The 20,066-nt window shown below is 67.8% G+C and carries 16 protein-coding genes and 4 pseudogenes; 12 read left to right on the top strand and 8 right to left on the bottom strand.

The features are described 5' to 3' along the window. Positions 1-32: 32 nt before the first annotated feature. Both OG966_RS02120 and OG966_RS02115 read left to right on the top strand, forming a co-directional pair. Positions 33-445: pseudogene (locus tag OG966_RS02120) on the top strand (IS701 family transposase); the annotation flags it as partial. Positions 446-507: 62 nt separating this feature from the next. Then, positions 508-2,091, top strand: coding sequence for an oxidoreductase (locus OG966_RS02115; RefSeq protein ID WP_326647578.1), 1,584 nt, complete (start codon positions 508-510; stop codon positions 2,089-2,091). Between the two features lie 280 nt (positions 2,092-2,371). On the opposite strand, the gene OG966_RS02110 is transcribed toward OG966_RS02115, so the two are convergent. After that, entirely contained in the window at positions 2,372-2,968 is a 597-nt protein-coding gene (locus OG966_RS02110; protein ID WP_326655052.1) for a TetR/AcrR family transcriptional regulator, read from the bottom strand. 166 nt (positions 2,969-3,134) lie between these two features. On the opposite strand from OG966_RS02110, the gene OG966_RS02105 reads away from it, so the two are divergent. From OG966_RS02105 to OG966_RS02090, 4 genes and pseudogenes are all read left to right on the top strand, one after another. Beyond that, the gene (locus OG966_RS02105; RefSeq protein ID WP_326647577.1) at positions 3,135-4,094 is read left to right on the top strand and encodes an alpha/beta hydrolase family protein; all 960 of its coding nucleotides are present in this window, start codon (positions 3,135-3,137) and stop codon (positions 4,092-4,094) included. 404 nt (positions 4,095-4,498) lie between these two features. Continuing rightward, positions 4,499-5,338, top strand: coding sequence for a helix-turn-helix transcriptional regulator (locus tag OG966_RS02100; protein WP_326647576.1), 840 nt, complete (start codon positions 4,499-4,501; stop codon positions 5,336-5,338). Between the two features lie 54 nt (positions 5,339-5,392). Next, positions 5,393-6,148 carry an SDR family NAD(P)-dependent oxidoreductase gene (locus OG966_RS02095; protein WP_326647575.1) on the top strand — a complete coding sequence of 252 codons (756 nt, stop codon included), beginning with the start codon at positions 5,393-5,395 and terminating at the stop codon, positions 6,146-6,148. Between the two features lie 142 nt (positions 6,149-6,290). Continuing rightward, positions 6,291-6,443, top strand: a pseudogene (locus OG966_RS02090) (DUF2867 domain-containing protein); the annotation flags it as partial. A gap of 46 nt (positions 6,444-6,489) precedes the next feature. Here the strand turns inward: OG966_RS02090 and OG966_RS02085 are convergent. From OG966_RS02085 to OG966_RS02075, 3 genes and pseudogenes are all read right to left on the bottom strand, one after another. Next, positions 6,490-6,642 (bottom strand): annotated as a pseudogene (locus tag OG966_RS02085) (IS5/IS1182 family transposase); the annotation flags it as partial. Between the two features lie 28 nt (positions 6,643-6,670). Continuing rightward, on the bottom strand, positions 6,671-7,816 hold the full coding sequence (locus tag OG966_RS02080) for an RNA polymerase sigma factor (protein WP_326647572.1): 1,146 nt from the start codon (positions 7,814-7,816) through the stop codon (positions 6,671-6,673). Between the two features lie 8 nt (positions 7,817-7,824). Beyond that, a complete protein-coding gene (locus OG966_RS02075) occupies positions 7,825-8,232 on the bottom strand; it encodes a YciI family protein (RefSeq protein WP_326647571.1) in 408 nt (135 codons plus the stop codon). Positions 8,233-8,538: 306 nt separating this feature from the next. On the opposite strand from OG966_RS02075, the gene OG966_RS02070 reads away from it, so the two are divergent. Continuing rightward, on the top strand, positions 8,539-8,931 hold the full coding sequence (locus OG966_RS02070; protein ID WP_326655051.1) for a transposase: 393 nt from the start codon (positions 8,539-8,541) through the stop codon (positions 8,929-8,931). Here OG966_RS02070 and OG966_RS02065 read toward each other — a convergent pair. Continuing rightward, positions 8,898-9,797 (bottom strand): DUF732 domain-containing protein, encoded by a 900-nt coding sequence (locus OG966_RS02065; RefSeq protein WP_326647570.1) that lies wholly within the window; start codon positions 9,795-9,797, stop codon positions 8,898-8,900. The genes OG966_RS02070 and OG966_RS02065 overlap by 34 nt on opposite strands. 678 nt (positions 9,798-10,475) lie before the next feature. Between OG966_RS02065 and OG966_RS02060 the strand changes: the two genes are divergently transcribed. From OG966_RS02060 to OG966_RS02045, 4 genes are all read left to right on the top strand, one after another. Then, complete coding sequence (locus tag OG966_RS02060) at positions 10,476-11,123, top strand: TMEM175 family protein (RefSeq protein ID WP_326647569.1); 648 nt, start codon at positions 10,476-10,478, stop codon at positions 11,121-11,123. 254 nt (positions 11,124-11,377) lie between these two features. Then, positions 11,378-12,706, top strand: coding sequence for an alpha/beta hydrolase family protein (locus OG966_RS02055; RefSeq protein ID WP_326647568.1), 1,329 nt, complete (start codon positions 11,378-11,380; stop codon positions 12,704-12,706). 364 nt (positions 12,707-13,070) lie between these two features. Then, complete coding sequence (locus OG966_RS02050; protein ID WP_326647567.1) at positions 13,071-13,427, top strand: VOC family protein; 357 nt, start codon at positions 13,071-13,073, stop codon at positions 13,425-13,427. Positions 13,428-13,899: 472 nt separating this feature from the next. After that, entirely contained in the window at positions 13,900-16,293 is a 2,394-nt protein-coding gene (locus tag OG966_RS02045; protein WP_326647566.1) for an excinuclease ABC subunit UvrA, read from the top strand. Between the two features lie 15 nt (positions 16,294-16,308). Here the strand turns inward: OG966_RS02045 and OG966_RS02040 are convergent. After that, positions 16,309-16,530 (bottom strand): annotated as a pseudogene (locus OG966_RS02040) (IS110 family transposase); the annotation flags it as partial. A 228-nt stretch (positions 16,531-16,758) separates the two neighbouring features. Between OG966_RS02040 and OG966_RS02035 the strand changes: the two are divergent. Continuing rightward, positions 16,759-18,558: a VanW family protein gene (locus OG966_RS02035; protein ID WP_326647565.1), complete on the top strand. Its 1,800-nt coding sequence runs from the start codon at positions 16,759-16,761 to the stop codon at positions 18,556-18,558. Positions 18,559-18,878: 320 nt separating this feature from the next. Here OG966_RS02035 and OG966_RS02030 read toward each other — a convergent pair whose 3' ends face one another. Then, a complete protein-coding gene (locus OG966_RS02030; RefSeq protein WP_326647564.1) occupies positions 18,879-19,295 on the bottom strand; it encodes a hypothetical protein in 417 nt (138 codons plus the stop codon). 295 nt (positions 19,296-19,590) lie between these two features. Continuing rightward, positions 19,591-19,968 (bottom strand): peptidase inhibitor family I36 protein, encoded by a 378-nt coding sequence (locus OG966_RS02025; RefSeq protein WP_326647563.1) that lies wholly within the window; start codon positions 19,966-19,968, stop codon positions 19,591-19,593. Positions 19,969-20,066 lie beyond the last annotated feature (98 nt).

The following is a 20,066-nucleotide window of genomic DNA, read 5'->3' as shown; positions in this document are numbered from 1 at the left end:
TGGGCGAAGTTCGGCGGCCGGACGCAGCGGCACCGGATGCCGCGTGGCTGTCCGCAGGAACCGGCGCCAACGGCAACCGCTTCTACGACTGGGCCCTGGCCGACACCGCCGACGACCGGCCCGGACACCATCAGTTCCTCGTCCGCCGCAACCGGCGCACCGGCGAACTCGCCTTCTACCTCTGCTACTCGCCCGACTCCGTGTCCCTGGCCACGCTCGTCCGGGTGGCGGGGCGCAGATGGACGGTCGAGGAGACGTTCCAGTCCGGAAAGGGACTGACCGGACTGGACGAGCACCAGGTCCGGCGCCGGACACCCTGGCATCGCTGGGTCACCCTCGCGATGCTCGCGCACGGCTTCCTCGCCGTCACCACCGCGGACGAACGCGCCCACCAGCCTCTCCCGACAGGCTGATCCCCTTGACCTGCAACGAGATCCAGCGCCTCCTCCGCGAGATCGGCTGTCAGGTCTTGTCCCGGGTAGGTCCGCACCGAGATGATCGTCGATCATGCGTCCCAATGAACTTGGTGCTGTTGAACGTCAGTTGTGGAACTCCTTCACGCAGGGCACTGCCGTCGATGTCCGCGACGGCACGTCGGTCGAATCCGCGATACGGGCCGACGTCATCGAGGCGCTGTTGCTGGGTGCCGGCGCCGATCCCGCCCCGGGTGACCGCCCGGCACTCCGCCTCACCGGCGCCCGCATAACAGGCAGCCTAGATCTGCGATTCGCCGAGATTGCCGTGCCAGTTGTCCTGGCCGATTGCCGCTTCGACGAAGTACCCCTGCTACATGGCGCCAGGCTCCGCGAATTGGCCCTCCCTGGAAGCTCCCTGCCAGGTCTTGCCGCTGACATGGCCCAGATCGACGGCCTACTGGTGCTGTCCCGATGCCACCTGACCGGACCCCTCATCCTGAACCGCGCCGAGATCCACGGTGACCTGGACCTCCGCGACACTGTGATAACGGCACCGGGGGCCGAGGCGATATCCGCGGTCCATGTGGCCATTGGTGGTGACACGCTGTGCACCAACCTGGCTGTCCAGGGAGGATTCCGCGTATCCGGTGCCTCCATCGACGGCGAGTTCGACCTGGAGGGCGCCTCCCTGAGCAACCCCGGTGGCAATGCACTGGACGCCTACCATATCCAGATCACCGAGGGCTTCACCTTCCACCCGGGCTTCAGAGCCGAGGGGCGGATCATCCTGTCCGGTGCCACGGTCCCGGCCGCGATCGGCTTCTGCGGCGCCGTTCTCAACAACGCCGGCGACGTCGCGCTGGAGGCTGTCGACGTTCATGTCACCCGCAATTTCGACCTCGGCCGGGGCCTCGCCGTCAACGGCGGCATCAAGCTTGACGGCAGCAACATCGGTACGCAGCTCAGCTTCCGCGACGCCACGCTCACACATCCTGGCGATGCCGCCTTGTCCCTGCGGATGACCCAAGCCCGGGAGACCGATCTGCGTACCCAGCGGCCGATCGACGGCACCGTCGACGCACGCAACGCCCAGCTGGGCACCCTGTACGACACCCCGGACACCTGGCCGGCAGATATCCGGCTGGCCGAGACCACTTACGACGCCCTCGCATCCCCCCTGGCAGCGGCCGAACGGCTCGACTGGCTCCGGCGCGGCACCGACGGCTACCTCCCGCAGCCGTACGAACAGCTCGCAGCCGCGTACCGGCGGCTCGGACACGAGGACGAAGCACGCACGGTGCTGCTGGCGAAGCAACGTCATCGGCGCGCTACGCTTCGCCCGCACATCCGCGTCTGGGGTTACATCCAGGACGCGACCGTCGGCTACGGCTACCGGCCTCTGCGCGCCGGCCTCTGGCTCATGGCTCTTCTCGCCTGTGGTGCGATCTTCTTCGCAGCCCATTCTCCCGGACCGCTCGAAGCGGGAAAGGCACCGCCGTTCAACGCCGTCTTCTACACGCTCGACCTGCTGGTCCCCATCATTACCTTCGGGCAGGAAGCGGCTTTCGCACCACGAGGCGTCGGTCAATGGCTCGCCTACGGGCTGACCGCTGCCGGCTGGGTCCTCGCCACAACCGTCACCGCCGGCATCTCACGGGCAATCAGCCGTCAGTGAGACGAAACCACCAGCCACGGCGGGACTCCGGCCACGAAAACCCAGGAAACGGCTCTATCCGCGACTCCGCGCAGGTCATGGCTGGGTGAGAGTCCGGGCCCAGAGGAGTTCGAACGAAGCCCGTCCATACATGGCCCGCTTGAGCGTTTTCACCCGGTTCACGTGGTCTTCGACGACTCCGGAACTCCAGGTGAGGGTGAGTCCGGCGGCCTTGCCGGAACAATCCTCCGTTCCCTCCCCTGACCTGGGGATTCACGGAACTGCGGACAGAGCCTCGACATCAGGATGACTGCGGTCGCTGTAGTCCCTGAAGGAGAAGTTCGACCAATCGGCGGGGGTCATAGCGGGGGTCGCTGTCACGTCCGATGCAGAGGTTGCCGATGCCGCGCATCAGTTCGTAGGCGTGCGTACCCGGCCTGATTTCGCCAGCGTCGACCGCGGCGTCGAGCAACTGCGCGCAGACAGGCACCAAGCGGTCGAGGAAGTAGGTGTGCAGCGCGTCGAAGCCGCTGCTGTCCGATTGCAGAGCGTTAGCGAGTCCGTGCTTCGTGACCAGGAAGTCAACGAAGAGGTCGACCCACTGACGGAGTGCCGCGAGCGGAGAGTGGGCGCTGGCCAGCAGGCTCGGGCCGGCCTCGGCGCATGCGTCGACCTGGTGGCGGTAGACGGCGACGACGAGATCCGCCCGAGTCGGGAAGTGGCGGTAGATCGTCCCCATCCCGACGCCCGCTCTGGCCGCGATCTCACGGATTGGCGCATCGACGCCGGAGTTGACGAACACCGCCGCGGCGGCGGCAAGCAGCGTCTGCTGGTTGCGCACCGCGTCGGCCCGCTTGCTTCGGGCAGGCACCTCCCCGGACTGGCTTGTAGTGGGCACCACGCTCCCCTTCCGACGGCCGTTGACAAAGCGGAACAGCGCTCCGTATATTAACCGGAACAACGCTCCGCTTTCAGAGTAGCTGAAGCAGGATGCTCCTGACTGCCTCACCCGCCGCCGGCCGAATGAGACCGGCAGCAGAGGCCATTGAATGGAAATACGCATCATGAGTGAATCGACCTTCACAGCCGACACCTTCAGCTCGCCCACTCCCGTCCTCTCGGTCAGCCCGTTGGTGCTGTCAGCTCCCGGCCGAGCCGTGGACCTGGAGGTGCGGGTCTCCGCGCCCCTGACCGGGAGCGACCTGCCGGTCATCCTCCTCTCGCACGGTCAGGGCTACTCGAACAACCTCTCCTCACTGAACGGCTACGCCCCCCTCGCCAACTTCTGGGCGGCACACGGCTTCGTCGTGATCCAGCCCACCCATCTGAGCTCGAGGACGCTGAGTCTGGATCCCGATACCCCCGGGGCGCCTCTGTACTGGCGATCGCGGGCCGAGGACATGAAGCGCATCCTCGACCAGCTCGACGTGATCGAGGCCGCCGTCCCGCAGCTCCTCGGGCGCCTGGACCGAAGCAAGGTCGCCGTAGCCGGGCACTCGATGGGCGGGCACACCGCGAGCCTGCTGCTGGGCGCCCGGCTCACCGATCCGCACGACGGAACGGAAGTGAACCTGGCCGAGTCCCGGATCAAGGCGGGTGTACTGCTTGCCGCGCCCGGCAGAGGCGGCGATGCCCTCAGCGAGTCCGTCGCCGAGAATTATTCTTTCTTCTTGACCACGGACTTCTCCAGGATGACGACGCCCGCGCTCGTGGTCGCCGGCGACAAGGACGCCTCTGCCCACCTGACGGTTCGCGGCCCGGACTGGCACACCGATCCGTACTTCCTCTCCCCGGGCCCCAAGTCCCTCCTCACCCTGTTTGATGCAGAGCACGGGCTCGGCGGGGTCTCTGGATACGACGTCGCCGAGACCACGGACGAGAGCCCCGAGCGAGTGTCTGCGGTCCAGCGGCTCACCTGGGCCTACCTCCGCACCCAGCTCTACCCCGGGCATTCCGCTTGGCAGGCAGCGCGTGACGCGCTGACGGCCGGCCCCCACCCGCTCGGACGGGTCGAATCCAAGTAAGCCAAAGCGGCATTACCTCTGTGGCGGACCAACAGCACGAGATGTTCGCCCTCGACGAGCTGGATCGGCAGCTCCTCCGTGAAGGGCAAAGCCGGCCCTCCGCGGACTTCCTCCAAGACCCGTAACCCGACTGCCGCCTTGCCCAGGGCTTGGCCCCCGCTGAGTGGCCGACCACGGTCCGGCACGTAACTCCGGACCAGCCTCCAGTGTGTTCGCGCCCCCGGACGTCCGCGCCGGCCGCCGGTGCCACGATCGTGCCGCAGTGCGCGTGCCACTGCGACCGTCACGCCAGGCAGGGACGAATGATCCCAGGATCAATGCGTCCTTACTGTTCGACGCGGTCGGAGTCATGCTTGTTCACGTCGGCGGCCGACCGGGCCGCCGGATGAGGGGGAGGAGGACCCATGGCAGACCGGGCGCAGCTGGCGGAGTTCCTCCGCTCGAGGAGGGAAGCACTCCGGCCGGAGGACGTCGGACTCCCGCGTGGCCCGCGTCGCCGCACCGGCGGGCTCCGGCGCGAGGAGGTCGCAGCCCTCTGCGGCATGTCGGCCGACTACTACAGCCGGATAGAGCAGCAGCGCGGACCGAACCCTTCCGAGCAGATGCTCGCCGCGATCGCTCGCGGACTGCACCTCTCGCTCGACGAGCGCGATCACCTGTTCCGGATCGCAGGGCACACAGCGCCGCAGCGTGCCCTGCGTACCGACCACATCAACCCGGGGATGATGCGGATCCTCGACCGCCTCGAGGACACCCCGGCGCAAGTCATGACCCGTCTCGGCGAGACGCTGCGGCAGACCCGGATGGCCAAGGCCCTGCTCGGCGACCAGACCAGGTTCACCGGCATGGACCGCAGCACGGTCCATCGCTGGTACACCGACCCGCGGTCGCGGCTGATCTACCCGGAAGAGGATCACCCTGTCCACGGTCGGGCGTTCACCGCGAAGTTGCGGGACGTCTACCTGCTGGAGGGCAAGGGCTCCCGATCCGCGGCGATCGTCGACGCGCTGCTGGCCGTCAGCCCCGAGTTCGCCGCGGTCTGGGCTGAGCACGACATCAGCGCCACTCATCCCGAGTTCAAGCGCATCAGCCACCCCGAGCTGGGCGTCCTCGAACTGCAGTGCCAGACGCTCCTCGATCCGGACCAGTCGCAGACCCTGCTGGTCTTCACCGCGGTGCCGGGCACCGAGAGCTACGAGAAGTTGCAGCTGCTCTCGGTCATCGGCGACCGCGTCGACGTTTGACCCACCCACGAATTCCCCGCACGCCAACTTCGGTATGCCCTAAGGAGATCCACCATGCCCAAAATCGCCTTGATCACCGGCGCGAACCGCGGCCTCGGGAAGAACACCGCGCTCCGGCTGGCCGAGGACGGCGTCGACGTGCTCATTACCTACCGGTCGAACGCCGACGAGGCGCAGGACGTCGTCGACACCGTGACGAAGCTCGGCCGCACGGCCGTCGCCTTCCAGCTCGACACGGGCCGGGTCGAGACGTTCGACGCGTTCGCTGCCGACGTCCGGACGGCGCTTGCCGACCGGTGGGGCCGGGACACCTTCGACTACCTGGTCAATAACGCCGGCATCGGCATCTACGGGTCGTTCGCGGAGACCTCGGTCGACACCTTCGACCAGCTGATGAGCATCCACTTCCGAGGCGTCTTCTTCCTCACCCAGCAGCTGCTCCCGCTGCTCGCCGACGGCGGCCGGATCGTCAACCTCTCTACCGGGCTGACCCGGTTCACCCGCCCGGGCTTTGCCGCTTATGCGTCCATGAAGGGCGCTATCGAGGTGTTCACGCACTACCTGGCGAAGGAGCTCGGCCCGCGCGGCATCACCGCAAACGTCGTCGCGCCGGGGCCGATCGCCACCGACTTCGCCGGCGGCGTGATCCGCGACAGCGAGGAGTATCAGGCGCAGTTGGGGAGCGAGGCGGCGCTCGGCCGGGTCGGTGAGCCGGACGACATCGGCGGCGTGATCGCGTCCTTGCTCAGCGATCGGAACGCGTTCGTCACCGCCCAGCGCCTCGAGGCCTCCGGTGGCACGCTCATCTGATTGCTGTGCAGGGCTCCGGCGCAGCGTCTGACCTGAAGCCTGACTTGTTGCCGGGGCTTCAAGTTGTGCTTTCTGGTTCTGCTTCGCCGAGTGGCGCCCACGAGGGGTGGAACGCCGACGAAGACGCTGCCCACAATCGATCCAGATGGCCGTCCTGGTGAAGCCGAACGGGCTGTTCGGCACCCTCTACATGGCCGCCATCAAGCCCTTCAGGTACATCGGGGTGTACCCGGCGCTGATGCGCTCCATCGGCCGCGAGTGGCAGGCGAACGCCGCCGGGCGGAGCGTGCGCTGACCGGCTTCGTTCTCAGCCAACGCACGGCGCATCTCAGGCAGGTGGTTCACGAACGCAGCCAGAGCCGGATTGCTGCGACGGTGACGGTGCCGTAGAAGAAGTAGGCCCGCTTGTCGTATCTCGTCGCGACAGCCCGTGAGTGTTTGAGCGCGTTGACCGTCCGCTCGACTTCGCTCCTGCGCTTGTAGGTCGTCTTGTCTTATCCGGTGGGATCCGAGCGCGACCCGTCAGCGGCACCGGCGGGCGTTGAGCCGGGCGGCCTGGCGCGTCAGGTGGTCGCGCTCGGCGAGGTTGGGTGCTTTTTGGGCCGCCTCGGCGTACAGCCGTGCCGCCGTCGCCAGGTCGCCGTCGCGCTCGTGGAGGTACGCCGCCACCGCGGCGTGGCGGGGCAGTGAGTCCTCCAGCGCCGCGAGCGCTGCCAGGCCCGCGCGGGGTCCGTCGGCCTCGCCGACGGCCACCGCGCGGTTGAGCCGGACGACCGGGCTGTCGGTCAGGCGCGCGAGCTCGTCGTACCACTCGGCGATCTGCACCCAGTCAGTCTCCTCGGCGGTGGGCGCGTCAGCGTGGAGTGCCGCGATGGCGGCCTGGGCCTGGAACTCGCCCAGCCGGTCGCGGGCGAGAGCCGCCTGGAGGATCTCGACGCCCTCGGCGATCGACTCAGTGTCCCACCGGCCGCGGTCCTGCTCGGCGAGCGGCACCAGGCTGCCGTCGGGCGCGGTCCGGGCGGCGCGCCGGGCGTGGTGGAGCAGCATGAGTGCGAGCAGCCCCGCCACCTCGGGGTGGTCGATCGCGGCCGCGAGCTGCCGGGTGAGCCGGATGGCCTCGGCGGCGAGGTCGACGTCGCCGGAGTAGCCCTCGTTGAAGACCAAGTAGAGGACGCGCAGCACGGTGGCGACGTCGCCGGGCTGGTCGAACCGCACGCCGGAGACGGTGCGCTTGGCCCGGCTGATGCGCTGCGCCATGGTCGCCTCGGGGACCAGGTAGGCCTGGGCGATCTGGCGGGTGGTCAACCCGCCCACGGCGCGCAGCGTGAGCGCGACCGCGGACGACGGCGTGAGTGACGGGTGGGCGCACAGGAAGTAGAGCTGGAGTGTGTCGTCCGCCGCCGGTGAGGGGCCGGGTGGCGGTTCCTCGTCGACGCGGTCCTCTCTCCGGCGGCGAGCGGCGTCGGCGCGGGTCGCGTCGAGGAAACGGCGCCAGGCCACGGTGACAAGCCAGCCCTTCGGGTCCCGCGGCGGGTCGGCCGGCCAGACGCGGACCGCCTCGACCAGCGCGTCCTGCACGGCGTCCTCGGCCGCCGCGAAGTCGGCTCCGCGGCGGACGAGGATTCCGAGCACGCTCGGAGTGAGGCTCCGGAGCAGGAGCTCGTTCATCGAAGAGGTCACTCCGTGATGGTGGGCGGCGCGGTAAGGAACGGGCGCAGCTCGAGCCACTCGTGGATCGGCTTCCCGCCCGCCCCAGGAGCGGCGGACAGTTCCCCGGCCAGCTCGACGGCGCGCTCGTAGCTGTCGACGTCGATCACCATCCAACCGGCGATGAGGTCCTTTGTCTCGGCGAACGGGCCGTCGGTGACCGGCGGGCGGCCCTCGCCGTCGTACCGGACGAACGTCCCCTCGGGGGCGAGCGCCTGACCGTCGACGAACTCGCCGGTCTTCTCGAGCCGGTCCGCGAAGTCCTGCATGTACTGCATGTGGGCCGAGATCTCCTCCGGCGTCCACTGGTCCATGGGCACGTCGTTGACCGCAGCCGGGGCGCCGCGGTAGTGCTTGAGCAGCAAGTACTTGGCCATCGTGTTTCTCCTCGGAGCTGGTGCGACCCATTGTGGTCGCGTTCATTGCGGGGACGGAGCCAGCCACGGGTTCTCGACATCGCCTCCGACTTTTTTGGCTCTCGTGGATGAGCCTGGGGGAGCCGTCTCGCGGTGTCCGGGTCCACGGCGTGGCGCGAGGGTGAGACGGAGCGAGGTCTTCCAAGATCAGCAGCGACCAGGCAACTGAATCAGGAGAAGGCCTCGCGTGCGTCACTGGGTGTGGTCCTGGCGCGTCGTGGTGTGCTCGGATGCGCTCGGACCGATGAGTTGTTCGGCGTGAAGGGCATGCACGTCCTCGACGTCACCCGCCATCCTGACGCCGACGGCGGACAGGGTCTGGTGGTGCTGGACGCCGAGTCCGACGCCGCCACCAGCCCCGCCGTCGGCCGAAGGCCGCCGCCGCTACGCCAGTGGCGCACTGAGATCCTTGCCTACTCCGACACCGGAGGCATGTCCAACGGCGGTACCGAAGCCATCGACGGCGTCATCGAGAAGACCCGCCGACTCGCCCACGGCTTCCGCAACTTCACCAACTACAGGATCCGGATCCTGCTCGCCGCAGACGGCACCGCCCCTACCGGCGTCCGTCGACCAATCCCGATCAGCCGAACGAGCCGACCCAGGCTGATCTACCAAGAGCCGGATTATCCCTCTGTGGCGGCACCCGGGCCGGGCTGATAGCCACATCCGAAGAAGACGAATTCCCCTGGTTGGACACGTACCTTGGTGCGGTTCCAGCGGTAAATACCGGTCTGTTCTCCCTCGTAGGTGAATGTTTCACCCGCCTTGATAGTGACGACCTGGTCCGCTATCACGTCGCCGAACGACCCCCACTCGTTGTCTGTAAACCCATCGGCGAACCAGCGCTGCTGGAGTTGGGCACGTACTTCATATGAGGAGGTGTTACGGACCTCTAGTGTGTATGCGGCCGTTTGAATGTTGTCATCGGAGTCCGACTGATCCCCGATTGCGGCCGTCACCTTCAAGACGGAGGTGGTCGGGCAGTCTTCACTCTGCTTGGTTGCCACCGGCTTGCTGTAGACACCGTTGGTCGCTGCGGCCATCTGATCCGGGCAGTAGAAGGTGACCGCCTCCACGATGAAAGCGGCCTGGTCGATTGGGTCGGTGAGCGCCAGCCCAACACCATCAGGCACCTCATTCATGTCCGTTCCGCCGATGAGCGCATCACAGACGGACTCTGCATCCCTGATCACGGCTTTGCGGAAGGCGGAGATGTCGCCCCCGCCAGGGGCGGACGACATGGCGCCGTACGACTCAGTGCCGCTGGGCCAAGTAGAAAACTGGGCGACATCACCGACGAACGCCGCGTCGCGTGCTGAGGTAGAGCTGAAATCCGGAACCGATACATATGGTGGTCCGGAACTCGGCACCGTTGCGCCTTCTTCGGCCTGAGGCTCGGTGGGCGCGCCGCCATCCGCAGTGTTCGGCGGCGAAGCGGATGTCCCTGGTGTCGCCGATACCGGCTGATCGCCACCGGTTTCCCGGATGGCAACGGTGGTGATGAGCGCGAGAACTGCTGCCACGAGGATCACCGCGACCCACCACTGAGTGGGCACCCTACGGCTGGCCACGCTGACATCCTTCTGCCGAAGTTTCGTGCCCAGGACGGGGATTGGTTGTTCAGCCGACCTCGGGGGTGTGTCAGACACAATGCGGCGTTCCTCTGTCCAAGCGCGGCTACAACGGCCGAAGGCGGTCAGCGTACGAGTCCACGCAGGTTCCACGCCTCACCGTTACAAATCCGAGACTGTCAACAGTCAGCGGCAGATCGACGGCAGCCTGTGTCCCACCGGCGATGCATGCTGCATGCCTGTCCGTTCTCCCTTGCGCTCACAGCACGTGCCGCCGGCCAGTCCGAGACTTGCCGTCAGTGACCAGATCACAAAGACGGTGTGGTCGTCGTGACTTCGCCCTGTGTGGCCGGATCGCTCAGCGATGTCCGGCCAACTGCCGTGCGGCCGGGCTCGTGTACCGGCGGCGAGGGGCTACTTCTGCGAGCGTCGCAGATGGGTGCATCCGGTCCGCGCGTCCTGAGGACCCTCACCGAGTAGGCGCTGTGTGGACCACGGGCATCCGGTGACAGGTTTCGATGCTGCGGAACCTCCAGGCCATCGACCGGGCTACGAAGTGCGGCGGGCGGCTCAGCAGTTCGAAGGGTCAATCTGAGCATTTCTGGGCATTTGATCCTAGGGTGGGGTGTTGTGGACGGCCATCAGCGAGTGCGGGACAACGAGGGGAGCGCGACCCGACTCCTCGCGCTGTCGGACGGCGTGTTCGCCATCGCGATGACGCTGCTGGCGTTGGACATCACGCTGCCCACCGGGCTGGACCCCGCCGGTTTCGAGCAGGCGCTGGGGGATGTGACGCCCAACCTGTGGGCGTACGCCCTCAGCTTTCTCGTTATCGCTGCGTTCTGGCGGGGTCACCACCAGGTCTTCCGGTACGCGCGGGACGTTGATGGGACGGTCATCAGGCTCGGGCTGCTGAGCCTGGGGCTGATCGCGCTGATGCCTTTCCCTACCACCCTGCTGGCCGAGTACGGGGACCTGCCGCAGTCTGTGGCCGTCTACTCCGGCGCCGTCGCGGCCATGGGTGCCACACAGCTCGCGCTGACGGTCGCACTGTGGAAGCGCCCGTGGCTGGGTAGCGCGGCGATGCCAGCTCCCGTCGCGCGCAACGATATGGCCGATCTGGCGTCGACGGTGTTGGTCTTCGCCGTCGCCGTGCCGCTCGCCTTCGTCTCCCCGATGGGCGCGAAGCTGTGGTGGGCGGTCCTGATCCCGGTCAAGGTGGTGACGGGCAAGCGGGGCAAGCGGCTGCGCGCCGCCGCCCAACGATTCGGCGCCTAGCAGAACTCCGCCAGGTCGGCTTGGGGCTGGGTGGGTTGTGTCGGAGCGCCTTTCAGTTACGGGACAACCCTTGAGCCTGGTCGAGGCTGGGACTGTGGGAAGCGCCGTTCAGGGGAACGGCGGGTGTTGCGCAGACAGGCGAGGAGGCGCGGCGCGTACGTTCGGTTGACATGACATACGCATCGGGTGATCGCACATCCGGCCCCACGCGCCGCACCGCGCTTGGCGGGCTCGTCGGAGGGGCCGGCGCTCTGATGACCGCTGGGTGTACCCCGTCCAGCGGGACTCCCGCGCAGGCCCGCACCCCCAGTTCCACGGCGTCGGCCTCCGCCTCGGCGAGCGGTCCCACGCCCGGTGTGATGACGCTCTTCAAAAACCCGGGCTTCAACTTCAACGGACTCCTCGCGCTCGGCGGATCCGGCTACGGCGCGGCTGAGGTGGGCGAGGTGCTCACTGCCGTGAACACGATCAACAAGGCCGGCGTCTCCGCGCAGACGTACTCCGAGACCTTCAAGGAACTCGGCGATGAGCTGATGGAGACGCCCGAGGGCAGCAAGCCCGGGACGCAGACCACACGCTTCCGTGCGCTGCGGGCCGCCCAGTACTACGGGCAGGCACTTTTCTTCGTCCTCGGCTCCGACGACCCCGGCAGCGAGGAGCAGTTGTACAAGGCCGGACGTGGCGCTTGGGACAAGTTCTGCGGGTTGTGCGACCCGGCTCCCGTGACGGCCAACATTCCGTACGGGAAGACCCCGCTGCCTGTGTGGTTCTTCCGGCCGGACGACTCGGGCGAGCGGCGCCCCACCGTGATCCTCACGAACGGCAGCGACGGACAGAACGTTGACATGTGGACCTACGGCGTCGCCGCCGCTCTGGAACGCGGCTGGAACGCCCTCGTGTACGACGGGCCCGGCCAGGGGCAGCTGCTCTTTGTAGACCACGTGGTCTTCACGCCACGCTGGGAGACCGTTGTCACGCCGCTCGTCAACTGGCTGGCCGCCCGCTCGGACGTGGACACCGGCAAGATCGCCCTGACCGGGCTGAGCATGGCAGGGAACCTGGCCCCCCGGGCCGCGGCCTTCGAGAACAGGATCGCCGCTCTGGTGGCGATGCCCGGCGTGCTCGCGCCCTGGCTGGGCTTCCCTCCCCAGATCCGGGAGATCCTCACCCCGAACAAGGAGGAGACCAACGACATCTGGAACAAGGAGGTCGTCCCCGAGCTGCCTCCGTCCGTGGCCGCGACGATGAAGAAGCGCATCGAACCCTTCTCCGTGCCGGCGATGCTCGACGCCCGCGAGGGCAAAATGTTCACCGACTTCTACACCCCCGCCAAACTCATCGAGTCGCTGGACATCACGAGCGTCGTAGGCCGCATCAAGATGCCCACGCTTGTCCTGGACTACGACTACGAGCAGTTCTATCCCGGCCAGCCGCGCCAGATGTTCGACAAGCTGACGGCTCCCAAGGACTACGTGAAGCTCACCACGGCCACCGGCGCGCAGTTGCACTGCTCCCCGATGGCCCCGCAGCAGCACTGCGAGGTCGTCTTCGACTGGCTGCAGGAGAAGCTGTCGGGCAGCTGATCTCTGCGGCGGCCTCCTCGTCACGGGGTGTGGATCGCGGTGATCGTCTCAGGTGACCGGACCGGTCAGGAATCGAGAAGCGCGGTCACCCGAGCCGCGGCTAGCGTGCTCGCCATGGACATCACCATTCACGCGAACTTCCTCCCCCACGACGCCCCGGACGCATCCCTGGCCTTCCATCGCGACCGCCCGGAGGTGGTCCCCGTGGTCCTCCTTCCTATCCGGGCTGGGCCCGGTTAAGACGAACGGCCAACGGCCAACGGCGAACTCGCGATCCGGGGCGATCGGGCTGTCGATTTCCGGACTTCCCGTTCGTCTTTGAGCCAGACAAATCCCGATCAGACCCACGACTTCAGGAGTGACCATGACCGGCTCTTCCACCCAGGGAATCAAGACCGTGCTGCATCCCGTTTCCGACCTGGCGGCGGCCAAGGAGGTGTACGCGGCCCTGCTCGGCGTACCGCCGCAGACCGACGAGTCCTACTACGTCGGCTTCGAGGCCGCGGGCCAGCACATCGGGCTGGTGCCGGGCGGTGGACCGCAGGGCATGACCTCACCGGTGGCCTACTGGCACGTGCCGGACCTCGAGGCGAAGCTGGCCGAGGTGATCGCCGCGGGTGCCACCGTGAAGGAGCCCGCGCACGACGTCGGTGGCGGCCGCCTGGTGGCCACCGTCACCGACCCCGATGGCAACGTCCTCGGGCTGCTTCAGGACCGATGAGTGCCGTCCGCCCGCTCCCGCGCTGAGCGTCGCGACACCGGGCATCGGCTCACGCACGGCATCGATGTCTGCGTGGCCGGCTCGGCGGCTGGGCCACACCCGCGACGTCTCCATGATCGAGGCGAAGTTGGCGTCCTCGAGATCGGCGGGCTGCCGCAGCAGCGGGTGACCACCGGTTCGTCGTGCACGCCGGCTTCGACCCGCGTGTGCCGGCCGCGCGGTAGCGCTGGTTCCGCATCTCCTCGCGCCGCATCCAGGTCCGGCGCGAGGAGAACGAGCTGCCCGACCGCGAGCCGATGCGCGTCGGCCGCTGGTTGGTCCGACGCCTCGGCGGGCACGCCGCGTGGCCGGGGCCCCGAGGCTTCACGGGCCGAAGCGAAGAAGACCAGACGTACTGCTCGAAGCTGGTTAGATCGAGCCAGGCGACGCACGGAGACCGCGCAGGCGGCCCCGCCTCACAGATGGAGACACGATGAGCATAGCCACGAGGACCGACACGCAATCGCCTGCGCTGCACGATGCCGACAGCCACGATCTGATCCGCGTGCACGGCGCGCGTGTGAACAACCTCAAGGACGTCAGTGTCGAGATCCCGAAGCGCCGCCTCACCGTGTTCACCGGCATCTCCGGCTCGGGCAAGAGCTCGCTGGTGTTCGGCACGATCGCCGCGGAGTCGCAGCGGCTGATCAACGAGACCTACAGCACCTTCGTACAGGGGTTCATGCCGACGATGGCACGGCCCGAGGTCGACGTACTCGATGGGCTGACGACCGCGATCATCGTCGACCAGCAGCGGATGGGCGCCGATCCCCGCTCCACGGTCGGCACCGCCACCGACGCCAACGCGATGCTGCGCATCCTCTTCAGCCGGCTCGGGAAGCCGCACATCGGCTCGCCGGGCGCGTTCTCCTTCAACGTCGCCTCGATCCAGGGGAGCGGTGCGATCACGGTCGAACGCGGCGCCGGCAAGACCAAGGCCGAGAAGCGGACCTACTCCCGCACCGGCGGCATGTGCACGCGCTGCGAGGGCCGGGGCTCGGTCACCGACATCGACCTCACCCAGCTCTACGACGACAGCAAGTCGATCAACGAGGGTGCGCTCACGATCCCCGGCTACAGCATCGACGGCTGGTACGGCCGGATCTACGGCGGCTCCGGTTTCCTCGACCCGGACAAGCCGATCCGCAAGTACACCAAGACCGAGCTCCACAACCTGCTCTACAAGGAACCGACCAAGATCAAGGTCGACAACATCAACCTGACGTACGAGGGCCTGATCCCGAAGCTGCAGAAGTCGATGCTGGCCAAGGACGTCGATGCGCTGCAGCCGCACATCCGCGCCTTCGTGGAGCGGGCGGTCACCTTCACCATCTGCCCCGACTGCGACGGCACCCGGCTCAGCGAGGCGGCCCGGTCGTCGAAGATCAAGAAGATCAGCATCGCCGACGCCTGCGCGATGCAGATCAGCGACCTCGCCGAGTGGGTGCGGAATCTGGACGAACCGTCCGTCACACCGCTCCTGACGGCGCTGGGGGAGACGCTCGACTCGTTCGTGGAGATCGGCCTCGGCTACCTCTCGCTCGACCGGCCCTCGGGCACGCTGTCGGGCGGCGAGGCGCAGCGCGTCAAGATGATCCGCCACCTCGGCTCCTCGCTCACCGACGTCACCTACGTCTTCGACGAGCCCACCACGGGCCTGCACCCCCATGACATCCAGCGGATGAACGGCCTGCTCCTCCGCCTGCGGGACAAGGGCAACACGGTGCTCGTCGTAGAGCACAAGCCGGAGACGATCGCGATCGCCGACCACGTCGTCGACCTCGGCCCCGGCGCAGGTACCGCGGGCGGCACCGTCTGCTTCGAGGGCACCGTCGAGGGGCTGCGGGCCGGCGGCACTGTCACCGGCCGCCATTTCGACGACCGGGCCGTCCTCAAGGAGACGGTGCGGACGCCCACCGGCAATCTGGAGATCCGCGGCGCGACTGCACACAACCTGCAGGGCGTCGACGTCGACATCCCGCTCGGGGTGCTTGCCGTCGTCACCGGCGTCGCCGGCTCCGGCAAGAGCTCGCTCGTGCACGGGTCGATCCCCGCCGGCGAGGGTGTGGTGTCGGTCGACCAGCGCGCGATCCGTGGCTCCAGGCGGAGCAACCCGGCCACGTACACCGGACTGCTCGAGCCGATCCGCAAGGCGTTCGCGAAGGCCAACGGCGTGAAGCCGGCGCTGTTCAGCGCCAACTCCGAGGGCGCCTGCCTCAACTGCAACGGCGCCGGCGTCATCTACACCGACCTGGCGATGATGGCCGGCGTCGCCACCACCTGTGAGGAGTGCGAGGGCAGGCGGTTCCAGGCATCGGTCCTTGACCATCACCTCGGCGGCCGCGACATCAGCGAGGTGCTCGCGATGTCGGTGACCGAGGCCGAGGAGTTCTTCGGCGCGGGCGAGGCGCGCACGCCGGCCGCGCACCGCATCCTCGGCCGGCTCGCCGACGTCGGGCTCGGTTACCTCAGCCTCGGCCAGCCGCTCACCACGCTGTCCGGCGGTGAGCGGCAGCGGCTCAAGCTGGCCACGCACATGGCCGAGAAGGGCGGGGTCTACGTCCTCGACGAGCCGACCGCCGGCCTCCACCTCGCCGACGTCGAGCAGCTGCTCGGCCTGCTCGACCGGCTCGTCGACTCCGGCAAGTCGGTCATCGTCGTCGAGCACCACCAGGCGGTCATGGCGCACGCCGACTGGATCATCGACCTCGGCCCCGGCGCCGGCCACGACGGCGGCCGGATCGTCTTCGAGGGCACACCCGCCGCCCTCGTCGCCGCCCGCTCCACCCTCACCGGCGAGCACCTCGCGGCCTACATCGGCACCTGACCGAGGCCTTCGCGGCGGCCGGGCGCCGATCGAGGAGGGCCGGCCCACGATGACGAGCACGCGGCCGAACGTGGCCGCGTGCTCGTCGATCACGACCCGCAGTCTCGGTTCGCTGTCGGGCAGCTGTTTGTCATGGACGGGACGGTCTTGCCCTGCCGCGGTCAGGCCACGGACGTGGCGGCCGCCCTTGCCGACATCCAGGCCCGGGAAGACAGGGATCTCACCGGTGTCGAGCACCGTAGTGCCTGAGGTGGTCGATCCGCGGGGGTGTTGTCGATCCGGTGGGGTGGTGAGGACGACATCCCGGGCCCGACGCGACCCCGCATTCCTCGATCGTGACGGAAATTACATTTCTCCGATTTCGTCCATTTTGTGGACTATTCTGTGCGAATTCGCTTGTGCAGGTCGGGCTCTGGCTGGCCAAACGCACCTTTTTTCGGGCCCGTCGGCGCTACAGGGAGAGACATGGGACGCGAACGCAGCAGAACCGTCAACTGGCGGATGGTTCTGCCCGCCGCCGGTGGGGCTGTCGTGCTCGGATTGGGTGGCCTCTACGTCGCTGGGCTCGTGGCCGGCGACGACATAGCCGAGGGCACAAGGGTGCGCGGTGTCGACATCGGCGGAATGGGCCGGGCGGAGGCCCAGCAGGTCCTGCACCGAAAGCTCGGGCCGGTCTTCGCGGCACCGGTCGCGTTGAAGATAGGTGACCGAACCGAGATGGCTGATCCCGGCGCGCTCGGGCTGTCCCTCGACACTGCAGCGACCGTCAACCGTGCCGCGAGCGCAGGATCCGACCCGGTGACGGCGATCGGCAGGCTCTTCGCCTCCGGCGGCCGGGACGTCGAGCCGGCGGTACGCGTGGACGCGCACAAGAGCCGGGCGGGGATCAACCGTGTCGCCGCGGCCACCGAGCGGCAGGTGCGGGACGGGTCGATATCGTTCGAGAAGGGCCGAGCGAAGGCCGTCCCTCCGGTCACCGGCGTCGCCGTGATCGCGGACAAGGCCCTGGACACCATCCGTGACGGCTACCTCCGCACGACGCATGCCGCTCCCGTCGTGATGCCGGTACGGCAGACGCAGCCGCACATCGGCCCGCAGGAGACCGAGCGGGCCATGAAGGAGTTCGCGCAGCCCGCGATGTCCGGCCCCGTCACGCTGACCCTTGCCGACAAACGCATAGCCATGGCCCCCACCACGCTCGGCAGGCATCTGACGATGAAGCCCGTCGGCCGAAACCGCCTCGCGCCGAGCCTCGACTCCAAGGGTCTGTTCGCCGACCCCGCTGTCTCCCGTCCGGTGCGCGACGCCTCCCAGGGGCCTCGGGACGCCGAGCTCCGTCTCGACGGCGACGACCGCGTGGTGGTGGCCCAGGACAGCAGTGTGGGGCGGCACGTCACCGCGAAGGCGCTCGGCGAGGCTGTGGTACCCCTGCTGACGCGCTCCGGACCGGCCCGCACCGGCGAGATCGCCTCCGCGGAGGTCCAGCCGAAGTTCACGAGTGCATCGGTGCAGCGGCTCGGCATCAAGGAGAAGGTCTCCTCCTTCACCGTCGCCTTCCCGGCCGCCCCCTACCGCAGCACCAACATCGGTCGCGCGGTGGAGCTCATCAACGGCTCGGTGGTCCTCCCCGGACATGAGTGGAGCCTCAACCGCACGGTGGGCGAGCGCACGAAGGACAACGGCTTCGTAGACGGCATCATGATCAACAACGGTCAGTACGTGAAGTCGCCCGGTGGCGGCGTCTCCGCAGTCGCCACCACCATGTTCAACGCCATTTTCTTCGCGGGCGTCAAGCCCGTGGAGCACGGCGCCCACTCCTTCTACATCGAGCGCTACCCCGAAGGCCGCGAGGCCACGGTCGCGTGGGGCACCCTCGACCTCCGCTGGATCAACGATTCCGGTCACGCCCTCTACATCAAGGCCGAATCCACTGACACGTCGGTGACCATCACTTTCCTGGGCACGAAGAAGTATGACGAGATACGTGCGACCAAGGGGCCGCGCACCAACATCACGCCGCCGGGCACGCGCACGGGCAGCGGCCCGCAGTGCGAAGTCCAGAGCCCACTCGAAGGGTTCGACGTTTCCGTCGGCCGCGTCTTCGTGCAGGGCGGCCGGGAAGTCAAGCGCGAAGACTTCAAGACCCACTACACGCCTCGCGACAAGGTCACGTGCACCCCGGAGGAACCGGCCTCAGCAGCGGCTGCCGGACGATCGAACGCATCGCGCGCGACGGCAACGAGCGACAGCGCCTCCCGCGGCTGAAGCGCCTCCCTCGGCTGATTCGTACCCTGGGTCCGCGGGACGAGCGTCCCGCACCTGCCGGGCCACGATCGCGCCTGTCAGCTCAAAGGCAGGGCGGCTCCGGGTTGACGGTGGAACGGCGTTGCACGGTCCCCGGGTTGTACTCGGGTGCCTGCAGGGTTACGGCTTTCTTGCGAAGGATGCGAGGAAGGGAAACGGGGACGAATCGCCGCCAACTGCGCACGGTCGTCCGCATGCCGACAGCCGATGCGACGGGGAGGGCGCCGATGAGCACTCTGTTCACGATTGACATCGGACATGGCACGGAGACCGGGCCGAGGTCATGGAACTGAGCTTGTTCCTTGGCATCCGCCTGCGGCGTACGGCGGCGACGGTTGGTTCCAGACCGCGTCGAACCGCCCGATGATCTGCCGGAGTTCGCGGGCGCTTCGACGTGACATGGCCTGCATCACGGTGCCGAGGAGAGCGCGGGCTTCGAGAGGATTGCCGCAGCAGTACCAGTGCACGTTGCCCCACTCGTAGTCGTGCCACAGCTCGCGCTCGGGACGGTGGACGTAGTCCTCCCAGAGGCGCACGGCCCCGCTGACGTCTCCTGGCTGCAGATAGTTGCGGGTGCGCTCGAGACGGATGATCTCGGACAGTGCACGCGAGGACAGGCCGTCGATGACTGGCTTTGCATCTCGTGCCCGGTGACGGGAGATCCCGGCCCGGACGTGTCCTGGCCGCCTACGCGACATGGACCCTTCGGTTCGTCGTCATGCCGCACATGGTGCCACGATCCCGAACGCTGCATCGAACGGATTCGCTCGCCTGGGGATTCGCCGCAGAGTCCGCCCAGACGATGGCGATCTCAAGGTGAGTGAGCGCGAGCCGGAAAACAGCTCCTTGGCCGCGCATGGGTCGATAAGCCCCGGCCCGCCTGCTCCGACCTGGACCTGAACCGCTCGTAGGCGCCTTGCCGCCGGCCTCTAAAACGGCTGCCGGGGCCGGGTCCGGATTCAACGGGGTCCCTGCCTGTTGCCTGACATGGCGTCAGCAGGCGTGGCCGGACTGGAGTGAGCTGAAGCTGTTGTTGTACGGGCCGGTGACGTTGAACGCGCCCACGCCGATCGAGAAGAAGCAGGTTCCGCTGTAGCCGTAACCGTCGTACAGCGACCAGGATCCGCCAGTGCGGTTGTAGACGGAGCTCGTCCGGTTGTCCATGCCCTGGCCCCGCAGGTCGGGCGATCCGGACCTGAACCAGGCCATGGAGCCGGTCCCGTCGGCACCATCGAAGATGCACAGGTATCCATTGGGACAGCGGTCATAGCCGGCCGCGGGTGCGGCGGTAGCCGCCTGTGCCTGGGTCGCGGTCAGGGATGTCAGTGCCAAGGCGGCAGCTGCACCCAGCGTCATCATGGTCTTGCGCACGGCTTTCCTCCCGTAGTTGAACCTGCACCGGCAAACGGCAGCAGGTTCGATCAGCTTCCGGGCTTCAGGATCACGACTCCCGCCAATGCCGGCAATGG

This window comes from Streptomyces sp. NBC_01750, from assembly GCF_035918095.1.
GTDB lineage: Bacteria > Actinomycetota > Actinomycetes > Streptomycetales > Streptomycetaceae > Streptomyces.
Note: the sequence above shows the minus strand (reverse complement) of the source record. Positions and strands in the feature narration are given on the sequence as shown.